The organism is Sulfurifustis variabilis (assembly GCF_002355415.1).
In the GTDB taxonomy this organism is placed as follows: Bacteria; Pseudomonadota; Gammaproteobacteria; order Acidiferrobacterales; family Sulfurifustaceae; genus Sulfurifustis; species Sulfurifustis variabilis.
In genome coordinates, this window is sequence record NZ_AP014936.1 from 3,078,708 (window position 1) to 3,099,023 (window position 20,316).

The window sequence follows — 20,316 nt, forward strand, 5'->3', positions numbered from 1 at the left end:
CGCCTCGTTATGCGCGACCAGCATCAGATGGGCCAACCGGCCTAGGGGCCGATCCGACCGTCCTACCGTACCCGGTCCAGCACGATATCATGGCTAATTCTAGGGTTAGAGGCGAAGAAGAATCCACGCCGCCATGGCTACGGAAAAGGACTTACCACCGAATTCCATCGCAAGCCGCATCGCCTCGGCCTGGTCAACAGAATTTGCCCTGAACCTCGACCGAGAGGCGATCAGCTTTCTCGCCGGTATTCACGCCTTCCTCGACCTTAATCCCGAGCCGTTTCTTTCCGAGACACATCTACGGGATATCTTTGCGTTTGTCAGCGAGCTTTCCCATGGCGATCCCTCGACACTCGCCGCTCGGGCGACCCGCGCCATTGCGGGACTGCGCGAACAACAGCTCCTTGTACGGGGAGACCTCGGAGGGCTCGCCCAAGAAGGGGAATATGGCCTTTCTCAGCTCGGTAAGGCACTTGCGCAATGGGTCGGACAGGAAGAAACGTTAACCCGCGCGAGCCTCGAAACCATGATGACGCGGATTCGCGCGGATCTGGCCGAGGTAAAGGCCATGAGTGAACAGGGTGGCGACGCGGCTCATTGGGAAAAGCGTGTCGTTGCGCCGCTAAAGTTCACCGTCTCGGGTCTCATGCAGATGATCGATCGCCGCAGCCGCGGGCTCGACCGGGAACAGGAACAGGTTCGCGTGCGGATCGGGGAACTGCTGGAAGCTGGGTGGTTCGACGCGATCGATACTTGCGAGAATTTGCTGGAGGAAGTCAGCTCCACATTAGGCGAACTGCATCGGACACTCATGGGCGAGGCCGAAGGCGTATCCAATCAGCTCAACGCAATCGCCGACATTGCCGACGAAGCGGGAGAGTTGTCCGCGTTGGAAGCAGTACAACACGTTCGCCTCCAATTGGAACGAGTCACACTATGGGGCGACGCACGACACCAAGCATGGTCTGACTACTATCAAAACGTTCACGAGTTCATTCGATCCGTCGTGCGAATCGATCGCGATCGTGCCCTTCGCGGACGCCTTAAGCAGGCCATTCAGACGTACGGCACCCCCACGTGGCACCTCCTCTGCTGCGCTCAGGATCAGTACCGCCATTTGCGCGAGGAGGCGGCGGCTATGGCGGAAACCCGCGTTGCACGTCCGGCCGCGAAACATGTCCATGATCTCGAACTCGGTGAACCGGTACCAACGCTCTTGGAAACCCTCCTTCCGCAGCTGCAAAAACGCCTGAAAGAGGACGGGCGCATCGATCTCGTCAGCGTACTCAAGAACGAAGCCGCCGACTGGGACGAAGCGCGCCAATATTCATTGATCAGCGCTCTCGTTCCCTGGCTGGCAGGGAACGGACGTCCTACCGCCTGGCACGAGTTGGCGTGGGAACAGATCGGCCCGCGTCTGTCGGTGCAGAATCTCTCGGTGTATCGCAAGGACGCTTCATGAGCGCGGCCGTTTATCCAACGCTTGAAGCCGTGCTCCATGACCCACTGTTCCCCGAAGTTGACGTAGGATTACGCAGCGGCCGCCACTACAGCCTCGATGGCGACATCCGAGAGTACGAATTCCTGCAGGCCGCTCAGGAGTGGCTCGAAGCGTTCTATAAACGCTACGGATGCCGACTGCTGCACGGCCCGGAGAGCTACTACTACTTGCTCTCGGATGGGTTGCTGCTCGGTTCCCGGCACATGATGGTGGCTGAGATGCTTGTCGGCCAAACGCTGGCGTTGATGCGTATGGACCCGGCGTTCCTCGTGCGAAACGGACAGATCCCGGAGGAAAAGCTGCTCACTATGCTGGAGCACCTGGTAGGACAAGAGCGTCTCCTCGCCTCCCTCGCCCCGCGGACGCGGGGACGCGACCGGGGAACAGATGCGCGTAAGGTCCGCGAGGAGGTGGAAAAGGCGTTACATGGCTTGCAACGGCTGGGCCTAGTGCGCCGCCTCGCCGACGGCGACGAACGCTTGGTGTTACCTCGGCCCGCCATCATGCGCTTCGCTGAAGCCGTACGAGATGCGTCCGATCCTGCCGAAGCGCTAAAACGACTGGTAGCGCGAGGAGAAGCGCGCATTCCGGAATCGCTGGACTCGGAGGATGACGCCTGATGGACATGCGGAGCGTGGAAAAAAATGCCGCCGGAATCGGACCAATCCGTTCCCGCGCCAGCATTCGTCGCCTGGTTCTCATGAACTGGCAGGGCGTGTTTTATCAACCCTTTGAACTGGCCGAGGGTTTGACCGGTCTGGAAGGCCCGAATGGGGCCGGCAAGACGACCGCGATGGTCGCGCTGTTTGTCGCGCTGCTTCCGGATCTCCGGTTGCTGCACTTTCGCGGACCGGGTGAAACCGGGGGAGAGGTAGACCGCGGCATCTACGGGCGCCTGGGCCTTCCCGGTCCGGCGTATAGCCTGATCCAGTACATCAGCCCTCAAGGAGAAACGGTCTGGGCGGGCGTTTTGCTGATACGTCACGGCGAACCTCGCCTTGAGGTCACGCCCTTCTTGATCGAGGGGCTAAGACCCGATACGGCACTCGAGGCGGTGTTCTTGCGACTGCATCAGGAGGAGGAATGGATCCCGACTCTCGCCGAGCTGAAGGAGCAGGTTGCCCTCCATGGCGGACTTCTGAAGGTGCAAGAGTCGCTAACGAATTACCTGGGTGCGCTCTACGAGTGCGGAGTTCTCCCGCTGCCACTCGCCACCCACGAGGAGCGAGAGCGTTTCCATCGCGTACTGTACACCAGCATGGTAGGCGGCCTCTCCTCCTTCATCCAAAAAGGTCTGCGCGACTACCTGTTGCCCGAAGACACGCAACTCCGCAACCATGTCGGCCGGATGCGGGAAAACTTGGAAGCCTGTCGAATCACACGTCGTCAGATTGACGACGCCAAGAAACGCTACGACATCATCCGACACGTCTACGAAGCTGGCTGGGGCATGCTAACGGCGGCGTTCCACGGCACGCGTCTGCGCGCCCGACAGCAGCGGGACGCTTACGATTCCGCAGCAGGCGAACTACGGGAACGCCGAAAGCTTCGCTTGGCGGCGGAACGTCAACATCAGGAAGCGAGCGCCCGCCACCAAGCGCTTCAGGCCGAGCTCACTGACAGAGCAAATCGCTTGGAAGCCGCCAAAGCGCATCGGGACCTTGCGAGAACGGCCCATCGACTGGCCGGCGAGATCACAACACTCGAACGCGAAGAGCTAGAGAACCGAGCACAGCGTACGAAGGACGAAGCGCGTCGACGCGAGGCTCAACAACGCCGCGATGTCTCCTACCAAGCCCACGAAGAAGCACAACGCCGACGCAACGAACTCGCCCGAGCGCTAGCGAGCGCACAGCAAGCCTACGAACAGCTCTACCGCAACGTCGCGGCGCTTAATGCCGCACGGCAAAGTCTCAAGGACGCCCAAGTGGCGCTGCCGAATCATTCTGTCACTATCGAAAACGCCCAGACATTAAGCGATGAATGCGAACAGCACTGGCGGCAGGCGCATGACATCCAAGCCGAGGCTGAGCGGGCGAAGGCGGGATACGAGGCGCATAAGAGACGCTTCGATCGCGCGTTCGCCGCGCTCGAACGGTTCGCGGAATGCCCGCTCCATTCCAGCCGGGCACCGGAACTGGCCCGCGATCTCGACGCACGCTATCGATCCCGGTTAGCGGATGTTGGAACCGCCGGCGATCTGTCAGCGGCCATCCTGCAAGCCGCGGAAAAGGCACGTCATCAAGAGACAGTGCGACATAAGGCTAAAGAGCTATCAATCACCAACAGCATCTCATTGCGAAACGCACTCAACGAAACGCGAAAAGAACTCGCCAATTTGGAAGAACGCCGCGACCAGATCGTTAACATGCTCGAACAGGAGCGGCAGATCGTCACACAGTGCGCTGTCCGGATTCCTCAGTTGGAAAGGGACACCGCCGCTTGGCAGCAAGCGCAACGCCTATCGCTCTCTCTCGGTGCTCATACGTCGACCTCCCTGTCGAAGGAACCTGACGTCGCTCAGCTAATGGACAGCCTTCAACGTCAGATTAATGACACGGATGCGCAACAGCGATCCTGCGAGACCGAGGCACGACAATTGGCCGAAGAAGCGGATGCTCTCGCCTTTGGCGGTGGCCGAATACCGGAGAGCTTGGTCGCACTAGCCGACCAGGTAGACGGACGACTAGCGCTCGAGCGGTTCGAGGACGTCGCCGAAATCGATGCCGCCCGCCTGGAAGCGCGCCTCGGTCCCTTGGCCAGCGCCATCGTCGTGGACGATCCGCGCAAGGCTGCCCGCACTGCTGCCGACGTCCGCCAGCGACCAGATACCACCTGGTTCATCACGCCGGAAGGTATCCGTACCGATCCCGACGGTGTAACGACCGGCGATGGCGAGATCATCGAGGAAGCGAGCGGGGTCCGGTTGACGCGGTGTCCGGCGCGTCCCGTGCTAGGACGCGCCGCGCGGGAGAAAGAGATCGGGCGTCTACGTGCGCAGGCCGATGCCAAACGGAGCGAGGCCACCACGGCGATGGAACGTCTGCAACAACTCAAAACCGCCTATCAAGACGCAGCCCGGTTATTGCCCCTCGCGGTGTGGCTGTCAGCGCCGTCGCCCGAACCAGAGCTCCTGCGACTGACGCACGAGCAGCGGCAGGCCGACTCGAGGACCGAGCGCCTGCAGACCGAGTATGCTGAAGCGAACGAGGCGTTCGTGGCTGCCGACCGTCGTTTGGCGGTGGTGACGGAATTGCTGCCGGATGCCGAATTACTGGACGAACCGGATTGGGCCAACGAAGTGAGTCGGCTCAAAACCAAAGCCCGCGACCTCGCGGAGGCAAAAGTCTGGTTAGAGCGTCACCGAAATGACTGGACCGAAGTAAGCGACAGCTTCCTCGACTTGCAATCGCCCCCTGACCCCGCTCACCTGGAAACACTCGTCCGCCGCTCCCAAAATGCGCAGGCGATTTTTGCTACTTGGCAGCGGGCGCGCGATCTATTGAAGGTGCTGTGCGAACGACTGGCGGATTTCCGTCACGCTGCGGATGAAGCACTGCTCACATCGAACGAAAGCGCGCTGGCCGCATTGCGGTCCCGACAGAGGCAAGCCGACGCCGACGTGCAACTCGCCAAAACTCAGTGGGACGACTGCGAAAGAGAGCTACGAGAAGCAGGTGACGCCTACAACAACAGCGACGCGCGTCATCGTGGCACCTTGGAAAGTCTCACCCGGCGCAGAGGAGAGCTCAAGAACACGGGACTGACGGGCGACAAGACGGAACTCGACGAGGCGGAACGCGAAGCGCTCGCCGCGCAAGCCGCTCACCAGGAAATCAGCCGACTCGAGCGCGACGCGGACACAAACGCTAAGCTTCTGCAAAATGAAGTGAAGAACCTCAAAGAGCGCGAGGACGAGGGGTTGGAAGCCGTGCGCGGCAAACTCAGAGAGACCCGGCCCAACTGGCAGCATTGGGTATCGCTTAAGCGAGAAGCGCGTCAACGCGGCCTGTGGGAGCGGCTCATGGCCATGGAGGTGCGGCGACCGTACGACCAGGATGCGAGTCCCGTCAATGCCTTCAATGCGGCCACCGAACACCTCGGTGAGCTCAAAGCGCGGCTCGACGAAAACGACGATGGCCGCGCCGTGGCGGCCAAAATCTCGCCTTGGCTAGAAACGCGCGAAGAAGTCGCGCGGGGGCTACAAAACCTGAGAGCGTGGGATGAAATCCGCCCGTACTTGGAGCGACACATCCCACGCGACATCGCCCAGGCGGCAGACCCAGAGGTGGCGTTGGTCCAGATGCATAACCATTTAACTGCGTTGTCGGCGCGGCTGGTCGAGCAGGAAAAAGGTCTGCGCCAGCGCACGGAGGACGTGGCGAATAGCATTGCTAGCCGTATCCGACGCGAAGAGCAGCGGCTCACGCAAATCAATCGGCGACTTGTTAATGTTCGCTTCGGCGCGCTTCGTGGAGTAAAGCTCAACCTCTCTCGCATTCAGACATTTCAGAATCTGCTGGACGCGCTACGACGGCAACCGGATCTGTTCTCCGTCGATGTGCCGCTCGAGGAAGCGATGGCACGTCTGTTCGAGCAGGTGGGCGGCGGGAAGATACGGGGCGAGCAGTTGCTCGATTACCGTGAATACCTGAAGCTGACCGTCGAGGTGAAACGCATCGCCCGGGACGACTGGATCGAAGTACGTGGCAACAGCCTGTCGACCGGCGAATCCATCGGAGTCGGCGCCTCCATCCTGATGGTCATACTGGAAGCCTGGGAGCACCAGGCGGCGTTACTGCGCGGTCGTCGTGCAGGAAGCAGCTTGCGTTTTCTGTTCCTGGACGAGGCGACCCGGCTCGATCCCGGCGCGCTCGACACGCTGACCGACTTTTGCGAGCGCATGGACGTGCAGTTATTCGTCGCCGCTCCTGGCCTCGAGCACGCCCGGCGCGGTCATGTCTACAATCTCAACCGGTTGGAAGAGAACGGGCAGGAGCGCGTACTGGTACGCGGCCGCCGCTGGCAGGAACCGTGATCGACTGGCGAGACCATCGCGTACAGGCGGCGCTCCTGACGCTGTGGCAATCAGGTAGCGTAACGCAATCAGCCGCGCGAAGTGCTCTCATCGAGTATTTGCTAGATGCGGGGTTGATCGGCAAAACCTCACGTGCGCACGAATACACCCTTCCGAATACCCGCCGAGATCAGTTCGCGACCTTGCTGTCGAATATCTGGCCGCAATGGCAGGAGACACTGGTAGCGCTCTCCGATGCCGGGCTACCCACGACCGCCGAAGGTCTCGTGCAGCTTCAGCGAGGTACGCCGGTGGCAGGAAGCCTCCCGCCGCTGTTGCACTACAAGACCTATCAGGCGCGGTTCGCCATGCATTCAAAGGCCGCCGCAACGACACCACCCCCTGGCTCGGAACTCACGAATGATGACGTCCTGCGTCTGCGCGCGCCAGCGGGATTTCGTCTTGCCATCGGGGGTAAGCGCATCGAATGCGACCCGCTTATGGAAACGGTAGGGGAAGTGGTACTGCCGGAACGCGCGCTGCGCCGGTTGGCCGCGGTGAACACCGAACCGACGTGCCTCTTGACGGTGGAGAATCTCGGTGCGTACATCGATCTACCGAAGCAGGACGGGCTATTGCTACTACATCAACCCGGATGGAACAGCCGTTTGGCACTTATGTTTATCGAACGTTTACCAACCTCTATTCCCTGGTACCACTTTGGCGATCTCGACCCGAAGGGAATCGCCATCTACCAAAGTCTCAACACCGGCTCGCACCGTGTGCAGCTTTGGATTCCCGACTTCTGGCTCGATTATCAAGAGACCCACGCACTCCCTCTCGATAAGCCCTGGGCAACAGTACCTGCCGATTTGATGAAACATCCCCTGATGAGATCGTTAGTGGACCAAGATCGCTGGCTCGAACAGGAAACGCTCGTAATCGATCCGCGTATTAAGCAGGCCCTCGCGCAACTTGCAACCGGGCTTCCGATTAACCCGTTGGAGTCGTGAGGGGCTGTAAGACCTGCCTTCGGTCACCCCTTGTATTTTGGCGCCTCTGGGAGAAGTCTGGGTCTGGTTACCCGATCTCATCCAGTCGTATCGGATGGCTCGGCTAAGCGCTATGCAAACATTGATTTACTGTGTGCAACTTCAGTTGCTTCGCCGAGTTCCGATCGACAATCGCAACATATAACCCCTCGGGGGCAGTTCGAGTTCCAGCAATCACCATGACAAACGCACGCAAGTCATGCACGGAACGCCTGAAACATTCGATCATGCTATAGATATCGTCGTGCGATGGCCGCGGGACCGGCTCAGGATGTGTGTGCCAGTCGCCGACAAAATGAAACCCACGCGTATACCGTTCGCGTATCTCACGTTGCTGGATCCGGCGATTCGGGACAAATCCGCTTCTGCTTCTACGATCAAGCCATTTTGGAGGCGTCGCCTCCAACAAGACGGTATCGGCACCATTGAATTGCGCGAAGAGTTGGCCGCCTGCTTCTTTCGCTCGCGGCGAGAGTTGCCGATATCGGTCAAATGTTGCAAGTACGGGGTCCGAAAGGATGAGTGCCGGACCTTCTTGGGCCAAGGTGTAACGAAGCGTCATGCCTTGGCCCTGCATGCAGGACAGTGCGGGTCGCCCGATACGCTCAGCTCAACAACTCGGCCGCCGTCACCCGGATCAAGGTTGGCCTTAACCCATCCTGGATTCCAGTGTCCACCTGCCCGCTGTAGCACATGGCAACGACCGATCCAGACTCGATGAGTGGATGCGTGTACTTCTCCCGCGAGCACGTCGAGCGCCAACTCCGCGATTAGCGCGATGGTATGTTCAAGCTCGACAGCACCGTACGGCTGGAATGATCCGCCACAAGCGGGTATCTGTTTCGTCGTATCACCGCTCCAAGAGGTAACCGGAGTACGCAGCTCGCCTAAGTCGTCGGTTAGGCACCGCAAACAGGCCGTCCGATCCATAAATACCACGGCGTGCCCAGCAGCCGCATGCGGTTCGGTCCAACCGTAAAGGATCGGCGCAAAAGATGGAAGCTTCAACACCGCAGCGTTTAACTCTGACTCCTGAGACCAAGCGCCCATCGTCGAAATGATAAGATCAACAGAAGTTAACTGCTCCGGTTTGATGCGCGCGAATTCCTGCCACGATTTTCCTTCCGCCTCGATTGCCAGATGAGGAAAACGCTGCCGGAGGGACGTAGCAAGCTGTGCCGCCTTACCTCTTTCGACCGAGTTGGCACCAAGCTCATGCCGACCGGTGTTCTCGGACGCGAGCAGCTGAGGATCGACCAGAGTGATCTTGCCCACCCCCGATTTTGCCAGCAGTGTCGCGACCGAGCTTCCAACCGAACCAACCCCAAGGATCACGGCCGACTTCGTTGATAACACGCCAACGGCTGGATTGTGGTCCCGACCGTGGACCCAAGAAGGGTCACAACGAATGACATTCGCACCGACAACCGGTGCCGCGGAATACCGAGCAAGCAGAATGGACTTCGGCGGCGTGCCTCGAAAACCGCCTTTGATGAGCGGATCACCACGTCCGCGAGTCGCCTGAGGCTTCAGAATGCGGACAGCTCCTAACCCGACACCGTGACGAGTGCGGCAGCCCAACAGCACGGTCTTGTTGCTCGCTGCCTGATCCAGCAACAGCCCTTCCAGTAGTGCCTTCGACCGGTCGTCTGATTGAACGAGGCGGAGTAACGCGCCCACAGTCCCGGGGTAATCGGCCGGCCGTGGCACCTTCTCGAGCCAGATGAATGGAATCTCTCGCGGCGTGAAATTATCGCGCTCCATCTTCTCGCCAAAGAAACCTTTGAGCCAGGCCCGCAAGATCGCGTCATCTTCCGCAACGACGGTAAAGGACTTTCCAAACCACGCTCGTACCAATCGAGACGGACCATCAGGATGACACAGCGATCGCACGGGCTGTTCTGTTTTGGCCCAGCGATTCCAATAACTGACAAATTCATCCTCGAAGTGCTCAAACCCTCGCCCTTCCAAGCAATCGTTAACGAGGGTCTGCGCACGATCGATTGCGTGCACCACCGAGGCGATCGGATTTTCCGGCGAATGAGGCGCCTCATCAGAGGCAATACATAGAAGGCCGCCTTCCTCGAGGTGAGGCCATTTGAGTACGGGCTCTACAGGATTAACGGCCACCCGCGGCCTGGGAAAGGGAAATCCCTCGGGCAACAGCAGGTGGAGCTGATGTTTGCCCGAACTCAGAAGTCCTGGAAGCTGCCAGCCCGCTGCAAATTGTTTCCCATGCGCGGCCAACTCACGATCAGTGAGCGGCCGCGCTCCTTGGAATCTGCTTATAACTTCCGCTTCAACTATGGCTGTGGCCGTCAACCGCTGCTTATCAAGCAAACCGGCCGCCGCCGCGCTTTTCGGTGAGACGCGGATCGCTCTTTGTCGCGATAAACCCGGCTAGCGCATTGGTGTTGTGCTGGGCGGTCGCTGCTTTCTCGGCAGCAGCCTGCCGGACCGAGAAGAAGTCCGTGTTAAAGACCTTATCCCACGCCTTCGCGGCCTGTGTGGCTGTGCATTTAGAGTCGTCCAGCACCTTGAGCTCTTCAAGCGCGTCTTTCAGTTTGTCGCGTAGCAATTTCGTGCCGGGGTCGTCAGGGCCGGACGTCAGCATTGCCTCTTGGGCAACCGGATGCTGGACCTCAAGGCTACCGAGCAACCGGTTGTAGACCCGCTGCATGCAGTCACGCAGCGCTACGTCCTCGCGGGCCCCGTTTGCAATGAAACACTCTTCAACGAGCTTGGTGATCGTAAACCCCGGCGCGATGTCCTTCTTCCAGTCACGACGGCTGCGTCCGAACTTCTTCATCAGCCGGACGCAACGGCGGAACTGCCCGCCATTGGTTCCCGCATCCGGGCTCTTCTCTTTGTTTGTCTTGTTGAACCAGTCTTCCGTGTCCGCGGCGCGAGAAACCGTCCAACCATCATCGGAGGCAAGTTCGTACTTTCCGTCCGATTCACGGATGCGATACACGGGCATATCGACGTGGTAACCTTCCTCGTAGAACACCCGCACGCAGCTCTTCTTAACCTCCGGCTGTTTGTTAAAGCGGTCGTCGCGAAGCGCATCCCGTACCATTTCTTTCGCTTCGCGTGGCGACATATCCGTGCCGTCGTCCTTCTTCAGCGAAGCTTGGGTAAAGTAGATGCCATCGTCGATGTCGTAGTCCTTGTCGGGGTCTTGAACCATTGTCAGCATCGCGTACGACCCCTGCTTGATGAACTCGTGAGGAGTCGGTTTGGCTGCGTCCTTGAGCCGCGTCTTGAGCCGCTCGCGATTCGCGTCGCGGCGCTTTCGCATTACGGTCCGCTCATCCTGGGGAAGCGTGACTTTTTCGTCGTGATAAGCAAGGACATCTTTTGAGTTGTCGTACATTTCGGTTACCTCTTAGCGATGGTTATGCCACTCTCGGCAGCATGTCGTTGAACAGGGCTTGGATTGCTTGACCATCAGCGGTGCCCTGTTGGATTCCGCTGTTGGTCATGTCCGCGTCGTGCCGTGCCTGACGCATGAGCGCCTCGAGCCCGTCAGGACGAGTTTCGTCGAGATCGAGATACTGGAGCAGTGCACCGGGAATTTTCTCCGACGGGAAGCGAATGATTCGCACTCGATTCTTGAGATGTCGCACCAGGGACCTGGCGATCCTGTCAAAAGCGAACTCTTGGGCAGCAATCGACACCTTGGCCGCCTCCCCGCCGAGCTTCCATTCCAGAAGACCGCGATGCACCTCATGCTCTCCGATCACCTCGCCTTCCGGCTTACCGCAACTGCCCAGAGAAAAGATCTCGATCTCCTCGTCGCGGTCACCGACGATTCTTAAGGCTTCCACTAACGCTACGATTACCGGGTTGTTCGCCCAGAGGCCGCCGTCGCAAAACACGTCAAAGCCGTCTGACCTTACCCGCTTTTCGTAGACACCCGTCATGCCGCATTAGCCTCGAACTGGGTGGGCGAGCGATACCCTAGACTGGAATGCAGGCGCTCGCAATTGTAGAAACGGATGTAATCGGTGATGTAGGCCACCGCTTCTTCAAGATGCTGGAAGGCCTGGAAGTACACCATCTCGGTCTTGAGGCTGCCAAAGAAGGACTCCATGTGCGCGTTGTCCCAGCAGTGGCCCTTGCGGCTCATGCTGATGCGCAGGCCGACGGCTTCAAGCACTGCGCGGTACTCCTTGGCTGCGTACTCCGAGCCCTGATCGGAATGGAAGATGGTGCGGTCACTCGGTGGGCTGGTGCGAACCGCCATCAGCAAGGCCTCGCGGGTGAGTGCGGCGTCGTGACTCATCGAGAAGCTCCAGCCCAGCACCTTGCGCGTGTAGTGGTCCATGACGATGGCGATATAGGACCACTTCCCACGGACCCGGATGTAGCTGACATCGCCGACCCAGACCTCATTGGGAGAGCTCACGGGCGGCAGCTCCAAGAGCAAGTTCGGTGTTCGGGCAAACAGGTAATCGCGGTGACGATGGTATTTGAAGCGCCGGGCCATGCGTGCTTTGAGGCCGTTTTCCCGCATGATCCGGGCAGTCCGGTGCCGTCCGCAGACGATGCCCTGGGCCCGCAACGCGGCATGGATGCGGGGGTAGCCGTAGGTTTCGCGACTGCCGGCGAAGATCTGACGCACCACGACCAGCAGACGTTGGTCGTCGAGGCGGCGTCGACTCGCGTCCCGTGCCCGCCAGGTGTAGTAACCGCTGCGCGAGACCCCGAGCTTGCGACACAGCACCGCCACCGGCGCCCGTCGTTCGTGGTCCGCTATGAACCCGAACGCCTGGACTTTTTTTCGGGGAAGAACCTCTCGGCTTTCTTCAGAATAACGTTCTCCTCCCGCAGCTGCTTGAGTTGGCGCTCTAACGTCCGGATTCTGGCCTTGGCCTCGAGAAGCTCGGTACGCGAACGCGCCTCGTGGTCGTTATTCTCGATCTTGCCCTCCCGCATCTCCTGCCTCCAGCGATACAGCATGATGGGATGAATCCCCAATGCCTCGGCCACGTCCACGGACTGGATATTCGGGTGTTGCGTGACCCGCACCGCCGTGTGTTTGAACTGATAGTTGTAGAACGTGTGCCTTTCTTTCTTCTTCATGTCGCACCTCCGGTTAACTGCTTTACAGGAGGTGTCTACGTTTTCGGGGTAGGTTCAGTCCGCGTTCGGCTGTTTGATGGCTGCAAGCGAGCGGAACAGAGGTGCGGCACTGCTCGCGAGGCACACCTCGACCAGCGTGTAGTGATCGTCACGATGGTTAGTATCCGGGTCGTGCGGCGTCTTGAAGACCCAGGAGCGGTAGGAAGACATATTGACCGCGGGCACGGCTAAGGCGATGCGTCTCTCCTCCCAGGTCTGGCGAAGGGTGGTGTCCTGGAGCACATCCTTTAGCGCACGCCGCAACGCGATGTCACCCTGTTCCAGATACTTCGGCCGCGTAGCGAGCTGGGACACAAGGTCCCAGCTGGCCCTAGACGGCATTCTTTTCGGGAAGATGCTCGGCCCGTGAGTCTTGTAGACCCCCACCATTTGAGCCGGGCTCACTCCCTTTGCGAGCCCACAGCCGATGATTGCGCCGGTGCTTGTGCCAACGATGAGATTGAACGCTCTCCCGATATCCAGGCCGTGCTCCAATCCACGCCGTTGAGAAAATGCCCGGTCCAGCGCATCCAGGTAGGCCGCCGTGTAGATGCCACGCATTCCTCCGCCGTCGATGCTGAGCACTCTGAAAGCCACACACCCCTCTGAAGATGCTAGAAATTCCGCGATCGCCGCGGAGCTTGTCCTTGCGCGCCTCCAGCACCGCGTCGATGAAGTGGCGGTGCACGTCGGCCAGGACGCCCTGGATCTTGCCGACGTCGTCTTTCGAGACCGGTTTGAACGAGTCGAGCCGCGACTTGTTCTCGCCCGAAGTGTAGATGCGCCGTTCGATGCCGAACCGCCCGATGGCACCGTCGAGGCCGAAGCCGCTCATGATCACGCCGATCGAGCCGGCGATCGTGCTGCGGTTAACGTAGATCTCCTGGGTGCCGGTCGCGATCATGTAAGCGCCGGAGGCGAGCGCGTCCTCGGCGACGGTTACCACCTTCTTGTCCGGGAATTCCCTGCGGAGCTCCATGAGCCGGTCGCGTATGAGACTCGCCTGCACCGGCGAGCCGCCCGGACTGTTGACGAGGAGCACCACGCCCTTCGACTTCGTGTCGCGGAACGCGCGCACGAGTGCCGGATTGATGCGCTGTGCCGAGATTTTCTGGTCGGCGGCGATCATGCCGTCGATGCGAAGCAATGAGACATAGTCCTCGCTCGGCGGGCCGTCGTGCACGGAGCTGTAGAACAGCATGCTGATCAAGACGTAGAGGCCGATCGACAAGGCGCCAAAGGTTAGCCAGGCAGCCGTGCGGATGTTCTTCCAGCGCAGCTCCTTCTTCTGGATCTCATGTGCCTTCGCCTGATTTTCGTTCAGGCGGTTCAGGTAGTCCACGAGCATCACCGTCAACGCGTTCTGGTCGCGCCGGCGATCGCCGAACGGGGCACCCGGATCGTCGGCGGCACCGTGACTAGGTGCGCGGGTCTCCATGAGTCCTCCTGTTGTCGGTAAGCGATGTTGTTGGGGCGCAAACCGGGGCCTGGTGTGCGTTGATCTCGGACGACGTAATTTGATGAAACCGTGGCCATTGGCCCGGACTCTCGCATCGGCGCGGCAAACGCAAGTTTTTCAGGCCCGCAACATACGCCCGCAACGGCGACCAAGTGCCGGGGAAAGACGCCCGAACCCGCCATTTACCCTCGGCATCCGATCCCCTGTGCCGTGGCATCCTGCCGCCCGTGTCGCGGAAGAGCGCGACCGGACCATGCCTGCCCGGGGACCGACCAACGTGCCCACAGAGAAAACGAAGGCCAAGGACCAAGCGAACGACGCCGCGAAGACTCTGGAGCTGGCCGCCGAGCCCAACCCCCGCACCTTGTCCGACATGCTCGCGAAATACGGCCCCTTGATGGAATTCCCGGACGTCGCCAGCGCCCTCAAGCGCCAAAGCGATCGTGCCGTTCGCGTCGCGCTGTCGCGTCGCAATCCGCCGCGCTGGGCCCGGGAACTTAAGAAGGCGCGGGTGCGACACGGCCGGCGCGTGTTCTTCCGCACGCGCGATGTCGCGCTGCTCATCGAGCGCGACATGCCTCTCGCCGACGATGAGTAGCCGCGCGCTGGCAAGGGGGCGGTCGGCTGCGCTGGCCATCGCGGTCGCCCTGTGCCTGGGAAACGCCGCATTCGACACCGCGCTCGCCAATCCGGAGGGCGTCGAACCGGCGCGGTTCTTCGAGCGGCACGGCGAGGGATGGTTCTGGTACGAGAACCGTTCGCCCGCGCAGGCGCCGCCAGAGGAGCCAAAGGCTGCGCCGGCGCCGCCGAGCACGGACGAGACCGAGGATCCTCCCCCGCTGTCGGCCGAGTGGCTTCGGGTGAATCTGCCGAAGTACCTCGACCGGGCGATCGACGAGCCGACGCCGGAAAACGTCCGCGCCTATTACTACCTCAATCGGGTCTGGCTCGACAAAGGTAACAAGTTCTCCGATGTCGCCCAGGAGGTCGTCACCCAGGACGCTTTTCTGGACGAGACCACCCGCCGCCCGCTCGCGACCTACGCGGCCAACGAGATGAGCCGGCAGGCCGGTCTTGCGCGCGCGGACGCGCTGCAGGAGATCGCGCGCCAGGCGGGGATCTACTTCTTCTTCCACTCGCAGTGCCGCTACTGCGCGGTGCAGGCACCCATCCTCAAGACGTTCGCCGAGGCCTACGGCTTCGCCGTGATCCCGGTGTCGCTCGACGGTCAGCCGCTCCCGGACGGTCTCTACCCGGATTACCGCGTCGACAACGGACAGGCGCGGCGGCTCGGCGTGGAACAGACGCCCGCGATGTTCCTGGCGCGCCCGCCGGATCGCGTGGTCCTACTCGCCCAGGGCGCGCTCGCCTTCGCCGAGCTCGCCGAGCGCGTGACGATGGCGGGCAAGCAGCTCGGGCTCATCGACGACGACCGCTTCGACCGCACCCGGCCGATCCAATCCGTGCCGTCCACCGCCGAAATCCGCTTGGAAGGCGGCGACGCGATGACCCCGGAGAAATTGGTCGAACAGATCCGCAAGAACGCGAGGGTACGCTGATGAACGCACTCCGTGCGATGAAGCCGTTGATCATGGTTTCTGCGCTGCTCCTTCCTTCACTGGCGCACGCGTCGCTCCAGCAGGAGCTCGATGGCATGTTTGGGGACATGACCAACTACACCTCCCCGGGCACCTATGAGACCCAGCGCCGCGGCGTCATTTCCGGCGGTTCGTTCGTCAACCGCACCCGCATCATGCAGGAGAATCTGATCGGCTTCGTGCCGCCGAGCGCCTCGGCGTCGTGCTCCGGGGTCGATCTCTACGGCGGCAGCTTCTCGTTCATCAATACCGACCAGCTGGTGCAGCTGCTGCGCTCGATTGCGGCCAACGCCAGAGGCTACGCGTTCCAGCTCGCGCTCTCGGCGATGTGCGAAAAATGCATGCAGAACATCGAGACGCTGCAGAAGAAGATCCAGCAGTTCAACCAGTACTTCTCGAACTCCTGCCAGCTCGCCAAGGGGCTGGTGACCGACGCCCGCGACTCCTTCCGCAACCAGGCGATCACCTCGCAGGCGATGACCGCGCACTTTCGGGGCTTCGGCGATCTCTTTACCTCCTGGTCACAGGACGACGGCATGACCCCCGAGCAGAAGGCGAACCAGGTGGCGCGCGACGATGTAGTGAGGAACGTCGAGGGCAACCTGGTGTGGCGCGCATTGAAGCGCCACAACGCGGCCGCGTGGTTCGCCAACGGCGACGACGGCCTGCTCGAGGCGATCATGAGCATCACCGGCACGGTTATCGTCGGCGAGCTCTACGAGGACACGGGCGCCGGCGGGTGGACCCGGCGGACCACCATCGTTCCGCCGCGCCGGATCACCATGCGCGACATCATCCACGGCAACCCGAGCGCGACCATCTACCGTTGCAATACCTACGACGCGGACGGCTGCACCCAGCTCTTCGATGCCTCAGGCAGCCCCATCCTGCAGACCGTGGCCATCACCGGCATCAAGCAGCACCTCGAAACCACGCTCCTCGGCGATGACGCCAAACCCGGCATCGTGGCCAAGTTCGCGCGCAACGTCGGCGACACAACCCCTTCGGAACGGGCCCTGCTCGCGGCCCTCCCGGAAGGCATGGGCGGCATGATCCGCACGCTCGCGATCAAGAGCGAGCCGGTGGCGACTTTCTGGGTGCGGGACTCGATCGATTACATCTCGCTCGACATGGCCTACACGCTCCTCAATTCGTTCATGCAGGCCGCCGAGACCGCGGGCAAGCTCAACGCGCATGCGGAAACCAAGGAACTCCAGAAGATGCTAAGCGAGGCGCGTGACGCCCTGGGCCAGGAGTACGAGGCCCTACAACGCGACAAGGGGCCGCGCAAGCGGATGATCGAGGCCTACAACGCCTACCTCAAGGCCTACGACCACCGCAGCTACACCATGTCGCGCAAGTCCCGCCCGGGCCTGTAGCCGAGCGGGCCCACCTAACCCAAGGCGCACCGAGAGAATGTGGGAGATCTACTCCATCGGCGACGCGGCGTATCTGGAGATGATCCTGAACGCCGTGGCCATGATCACCGGCACCGGGGATTTCCAGGTGGCGGTGAAGATCGCCTTCCTGCTCGGGGTCATGGTGGTGCTGTTCCAGGCGATCGCCCAGGGCGGCCGCGGCATCAACTTCGGCGCGCTCCTGATCGGCTGGATCCTGTTCAGCCTGCTCTACGGCTCGACCGCTCGCGTGAGCATCACCGACGTTTACAGCGGCCAGGTCCGCACCGTCGCCAACGTCCCCTATGGCGTCGCGGCGGTCGGGTCGATCATCTCGCAGGTGAGCTACCAGCTCACCCGGATCTTCGAGACCGCGTTCTCGACGCCGGCCATGACCAGCACCGGGTTCGCCTCCTCGATCCAGACCCTGGCGAAGGTGCGTCAGGGCGTGGTCGATCCGATCTCCCTGGGGCGCGCCAACTCGCCGAACCCAAACGACGACATCTTCCGCAGCTGGCAGAACTACATCAAAGACTGCACGCTGGTGGGCGTCGACGTCAACCAGAAATCCATCGACTCGATCTACCGCACCGCCGACCCGTTCGAGGCGGTGCGCTTCGACTCGGATCTCTACGGCACGCAGATCTTCGTCAACGGAACGACGACGCAGCCGACCTGCACCCAGGCGTGGCAGACGCTGCGCGATGTGACGACCGGCACCCAATTCGTACCGGTGCTGGTCGAAGTACTCACGGCCAAGCTGAACGAGCGCAACATGCCCAACCCGATGCCGGCGGACGCGGCCATCGCGTCCGCGCTCACGAGCCTGAACCAGGGAGCGGTCAGCGCCCAGGACTACATGCTCGCCGCCGTCCTCCTGCCCGCCCTCGAGGACGCCGTGGTCGGCAAGCACCTCTCGGAGCAGGCGTTCACCCACGCGGTGATGGCGCGCGATGCGGTCGAGAAGCGCAACACGCAGTGGGCGGCGGAGCAGTCGCTCTTTGGCACCATCGTGCGGCCGATGATGACCTTCTTCGAAGGGTTCGTGTACGCGGTGACGCCCATAATGGGTTTCCTGATCGGGCTCGGCCAGGTCGGGGTAATGGTGGCCGCGCGCTACGTACTGACGCTTCTATGGATCCAGCTCTGGATGCCGAGCCTCGCGATCATCAACTTATATATAAGCATGGTGGCGACCACCAAGATGGCGGCGCTGGCCTCGGCGCAGCAGATGCCCCTGCCCTCCTTCGGCGGGCTCTATGAGCTCGACCAGATGCTCGCCAACTGGATCTCCACCGGAGGCATGCTCGCCGCTTCGGTGCCGGCGATCTCGCTGATGCTGGTCTACGGGGCGAGTTCGGTGACGGCGGCGCACCTCGCGCGCCGGCTCGAAGGCCGCGACCACATCGACGAAGGGATCGCCACGCCACAGACCGTTTCTGCCGGTCCCGTGGTGGCAAGCGCGGCGATGTACAGTCGCGACATGGTCGGTGGCATGCGCTACACGGGCCAGGAGGCGGTCACGCCGTCAATGTCGATCTCCGACAATCGCGCGCAGGCGCTGAGCACCGCCTTCAGCGACACGGCTACGGCCGAGAACATATTCAGGCACAGCAAGGAGATCGGAAGACAGGTGCAGGCCTCGAGCGCGAGGGCCGACAGGCTGGTGAACGACGTAATCAGCGGCATAGACGGATCGGCGCAATGGGCTCAGAACGAGCGCGACGGACTTGCCGGAATACTGAGTGGTGAATTCGGAATGAGAGCGGGAGGGGCCGCAGTCGGCGGCGGGCTCCAGACAAAACTACAGAGCACCTACGGTACCGAAAGAGCGGCCAAGATCATGGAGGCTATCCGCAACATCGAGCAGACAAACGGCAGTAAGAGCATCGAGGCTCTGTACAAGGAAGCCGTGACCGACGACTTCAAGGCCGGGACGGCCAATGCCTGGAGCAACGCCATGTCGGAGGAGAACCGCAAGGCAGTTACAGCCAGCACCGGCACGGGCATGAGAAGTGATGTCAACCTCGTTCAACTATCAAACCAGTTGGCGAACGATGTCGGCCTCTCAAAACAACTCGAAGAAGCTTCACGCGCGGTCGGCGTCGAAGGTGCTGCGCAGGATTGGGCCAGAGCACGAGTTTGGGCTTTTGGTGGCGATACGACCAAAGCCGTTGCGGCCGGCCGTCTCGTGGCGCTCGACAACGCCGCCGCAGCAGGAGACAACAAGGCGAACGCCGCGGTACTGACCGTGGTAGCGGCCGCGCTGGGGCACGGAACGTCTTACAGGGCGGACATGCCGAGCGAGAAGACGGCTGCCCTTGAAAGCGGCCAAGCGCAGGCGCAAGGCGACAAGATCGAAGGGCTAGTCAACGGCGCGATGACCAGTCCGTCCTTCGCCCCCGACACTCACCACGCAGAGTCCCGGGCTGAAGTCGCCGGGGCACGTACGGCCGCCTTCAGCAAGCGCGGCGGACAGCAAGAGAAGATGCTGCTGGACAACCTCGCGCGTCAGCTCGGCACGGACGGCCTGGTCACGGGCGAGGCATCTTACGCGCGCACAGCGACCGAAGTCGCCTCCGGAACGCTGAAGTCGGCCGACGACCTGACCCGCTACGCGCTCCAGCACGGTGCCCAGACCTTCTTCGCAGGCGTCAAAGGGGCTGCCGCCGGATGGCAAAAAGGGCTCGATGCCGTGCAAGGCGAAAACGCTCGTCGTGCCGCTGCTGGCGAGAGACCCCTCTCCATCTTCGAGAGCGCAACGATGATCGCGGGGCAGATGGAAGGGACGAGCCGGCAGGAGGCGCTGCGGGTCTACGAAGGACTGCGCCAGGCCGCAGTCGGCTATGCGAGAGAGAGTCTGGGTCTCACGCCGGCGCAGGCGCAGTACTATGCCTACCAGCAGACCAACACGCTCGGGCGCCTCATGAACCTCGGCGCCGAGCAGGTCGGCCTTCATACTCCAAAGGATGAGGCGCTACGCCAGGCGATCTTCGACGAAGAAAGAGGCAATGCCCACAGCACAGATCTGATCGCCCGAGGGATCGCAGGAACGGCGCGAAGCGGCAATCAGCAATATCTGGAGACGGTGCGCGAAATCAACAGGGTGCGGCAGTTCTCCGATAAGCAACCGTAATTTTTTGCAGGCAAGACCGCGGCTCGGCG

15 protein-coding genes and 1 pseudogene are annotated in these 20,316 nt (G+C 61.5%); 8 read left to right on the forward strand and 8 right to left on the reverse strand.

What is annotated here, in order from left to right:
- Window positions 1-133: 133 nt before the first annotated feature.
- The 4 genes from SVA_RS14870 to SVA_RS14885 are packed head-to-tail and all read left to right on the forward strand — an operon-like array spanning window position 134 to window position 7,531.
- Entirely contained in the window at window positions 134-1,462 is a 1,329-nt protein-coding gene (locus SVA_RS14870) for a hypothetical protein (RefSeq protein WP_096461969.1), read from the forward strand.
- Window positions 1,459-2,121: a chromosome partition protein MukE gene (locus SVA_RS14875; RefSeq protein WP_096461970.1), complete on the forward strand. Its 663-nt coding sequence runs from the start codon at window positions 1,459-1,461 to the stop codon at window positions 2,119-2,121. Before SVA_RS14870 ends, SVA_RS14875 begins: the two co-directional genes overlap by 4 nt.
- A complete protein-coding gene (gene mukB, locus SVA_RS14880) occupies window positions 2,121-6,539 on the forward strand; it encodes a chromosome partition protein MukB (protein ID WP_096461971.1) in 4,419 nt (1,472 codons plus the stop codon). Before SVA_RS14875 ends, mukB begins: the two co-directional genes overlap by 1 nt.
- The gene (locus tag SVA_RS14885) at window positions 6,536-7,531 is read left to right on the forward strand and encodes a Wadjet anti-phage system protein JetD domain-containing protein (RefSeq protein ID WP_096461972.1); all 996 of its coding nucleotides are present in this window, start codon (window positions 6,536-6,538) and stop codon (window positions 7,529-7,531) included. The genes mukB and SVA_RS14885 overlap by 4 nt, the downstream gene beginning before the upstream one ends.
- Window positions 7,532-7,634: 103 nt before the next feature.
- Here the strand turns inward: SVA_RS14885 and SVA_RS20485 are convergent, their stop codons facing one another.
- The 8 genes and pseudogenes from SVA_RS20485 to SVA_RS20355 form a co-directional block, all read right to left on the reverse strand.
- Entirely contained in the window at window positions 7,635-8,147 is a 513-nt protein-coding gene (locus SVA_RS20485) for a Mov34/MPN/PAD-1 family protein (protein WP_420823869.1), read from the reverse strand.
- Window positions 8,129-9,910: a ThiF family adenylyltransferase gene (locus tag SVA_RS14895; protein ID WP_096461973.1), complete on the reverse strand. Its 1,782-nt coding sequence runs from the start codon at window positions 9,908-9,910 to the stop codon at window positions 8,129-8,131. Before SVA_RS14895 ends, SVA_RS20485 begins: the two co-directional genes overlap by 19 nt.
- The gene (locus tag SVA_RS14900) at window positions 9,903-10,946 is read right to left on the reverse strand and encodes a cyclic GMP-AMP synthase DncV-like nucleotidyltransferase (protein ID WP_096461974.1); all 1,044 of its coding nucleotides are present in this window, start codon (window positions 10,944-10,946) and stop codon (window positions 9,903-9,905) included. The genes SVA_RS14895 and SVA_RS14900 overlap by 8 nt, the downstream gene beginning before the upstream one ends.
- 22 nt (window positions 10,947-10,968) lie before the next feature.
- Window positions 10,969-11,496 (reverse strand): patatin-like phospholipase domain-containing protein, encoded by a 528-nt coding sequence (locus tag SVA_RS14905; RefSeq protein WP_096461975.1) that lies wholly within the window; start codon window positions 11,494-11,496, stop codon window positions 10,969-10,971.
- Window positions 11,493-12,332, reverse strand: a complete 840-nt coding sequence (locus tag SVA_RS14910; protein WP_148665505.1) for an IS3 family transposase — start codon at window positions 12,330-12,332, stop codon at window positions 11,493-11,495. Before SVA_RS14910 ends, SVA_RS14905 begins: the two co-directional genes overlap by 4 nt.
- Entirely contained in the window at window positions 12,329-12,658 is a 330-nt protein-coding gene (locus SVA_RS14915) for a transposase (RefSeq protein WP_096461977.1), read from the reverse strand. Before SVA_RS14915 ends, SVA_RS14910 begins: the two co-directional genes overlap by 4 nt.
- Window positions 12,659-12,712: 54 nt before the next feature.
- Window positions 12,713-13,258: a patatin-like phospholipase family protein gene (locus SVA_RS20220; RefSeq protein ID WP_096461978.1), complete on the reverse strand. Its 546-nt coding sequence runs from the start codon at window positions 13,256-13,258 to the stop codon at window positions 12,713-12,715.
- 97 nt (window positions 13,259-13,355) lie between these two features.
- Window positions 13,356-14,135, reverse strand: a pseudogene (locus SVA_RS20355) (S49 family peptidase); the annotation flags it as partial.
- Window positions 14,136-14,409: 274 nt separating this feature from the next.
- Here SVA_RS20355 and SVA_RS14930 point away from each other — a divergent pair.
- The 4 genes from SVA_RS14930 to SVA_RS14945 are packed head-to-tail and all read left to right on the forward strand — an operon-like array spanning window position 14,410 to window position 20,287.
- Entirely contained in the window at window positions 14,410-14,754 is a 345-nt protein-coding gene (locus tag SVA_RS14930; protein ID WP_096461980.1) for an HAD family hydrolase, read from the forward strand.
- A complete protein-coding gene (traF, locus tag SVA_RS14935; RefSeq protein ID WP_169924125.1) occupies window positions 14,747-15,715 on the forward strand; it encodes a conjugal transfer protein TraF in 969 nt (322 codons plus the stop codon). The genes SVA_RS14930 and traF overlap by 8 nt, the downstream gene beginning before the upstream one ends.
- Window positions 15,715-17,133: a conjugal transfer protein TraH gene (locus SVA_RS14940; RefSeq protein ID WP_096461982.1), complete on the forward strand. Its 1,419-nt coding sequence runs from the start codon at window positions 15,715-15,717 to the stop codon at window positions 17,131-17,133. The genes traF and SVA_RS14940 overlap by 1 nt, the downstream gene beginning before the upstream one ends.
- 37 nt (window positions 17,134-17,170) lie before the next feature.
- Window positions 17,171-20,287, forward strand: a complete 3,117-nt coding sequence (locus tag SVA_RS14945) for a conjugal transfer protein TraG N-terminal domain-containing protein (protein ID WP_096461983.1) — start codon at window positions 17,171-17,173, stop codon at window positions 20,285-20,287.
- Window positions 20,288-20,316: the final 29 nt, after the last annotated feature.

Bases quoted from the DNA above. Each gene is read 5' to 3' on its own strand.
- SVA_RS14945 (WP_096461983.1), top strand. From the start codon at position 17,171: ATGTGGGAGATCTACTCCATCGGCGACGCGGCGTATCTGGAGATGATC.
- SVA_RS20485 (WP_420823869.1), bottom strand. From the start codon at position 8,147: ATGCAGGGCCAAGGCATGACGCTTCGTTACACCTTGGCCCAAGAAGGT.
- SVA_RS14930 (WP_096461980.1), top strand. From the start codon at position 14,410: ATGCCTGCCCGGGGACCGACCAACGTGCCCACAGAGAAAACGAAGGCC.
- SVA_RS20220 (WP_096461978.1), bottom strand. From the start codon at position 13,258: ATGCGTGGCATCTACACGGCGGCCTACCTGGATGCGCTGGACCGGGCA.
- SVA_RS14875 (WP_096461970.1), top strand. From the start codon at position 1,459: ATGAGCGCGGCCGTTTATCCAACGCTTGAAGCCGTGCTCCATGACCCA.
- SVA_RS14940 (WP_096461982.1), top strand. From the start codon at position 15,715: ATGAACGCACTCCGTGCGATGAAGCCGTTGATCATGGTTTCTGCGCTG.
- SVA_RS14870 (WP_096461969.1), top strand. From the start codon at position 134: ATGGCTACGGAAAAGGACTTACCACCGAATTCCATCGCAAGCCGCATC.
- SVA_RS14905 (WP_096461975.1), bottom strand. From the start codon at position 11,496: ATGACGGGTGTCTACGAAAAGCGGGTAAGGTCAGACGGCTTTGACGTG.
- SVA_RS14900 (WP_096461974.1), bottom strand. From the start codon at position 10,946: ATGTACGACAACTCAAAAGATGTCCTTGCTTATCACGACGAAAAAGTC.
- SVA_RS14915 (WP_096461977.1), bottom strand. From the start codon at position 12,658: ATGAAGAAGAAAGAAAGGCACACGTTCTACAACTATCAGTTCAAACAC.
- mukB (WP_096461971.1), top strand. From the start codon at position 2,121: ATGGACATGCGGAGCGTGGAAAAAAATGCCGCCGGAATCGGACCAATC.
- traF (WP_169924125.1), top strand. From the start codon at position 14,747: ATGAGTAGCCGCGCGCTGGCAAGGGGGCGGTCGGCTGCGCTGGCCATC.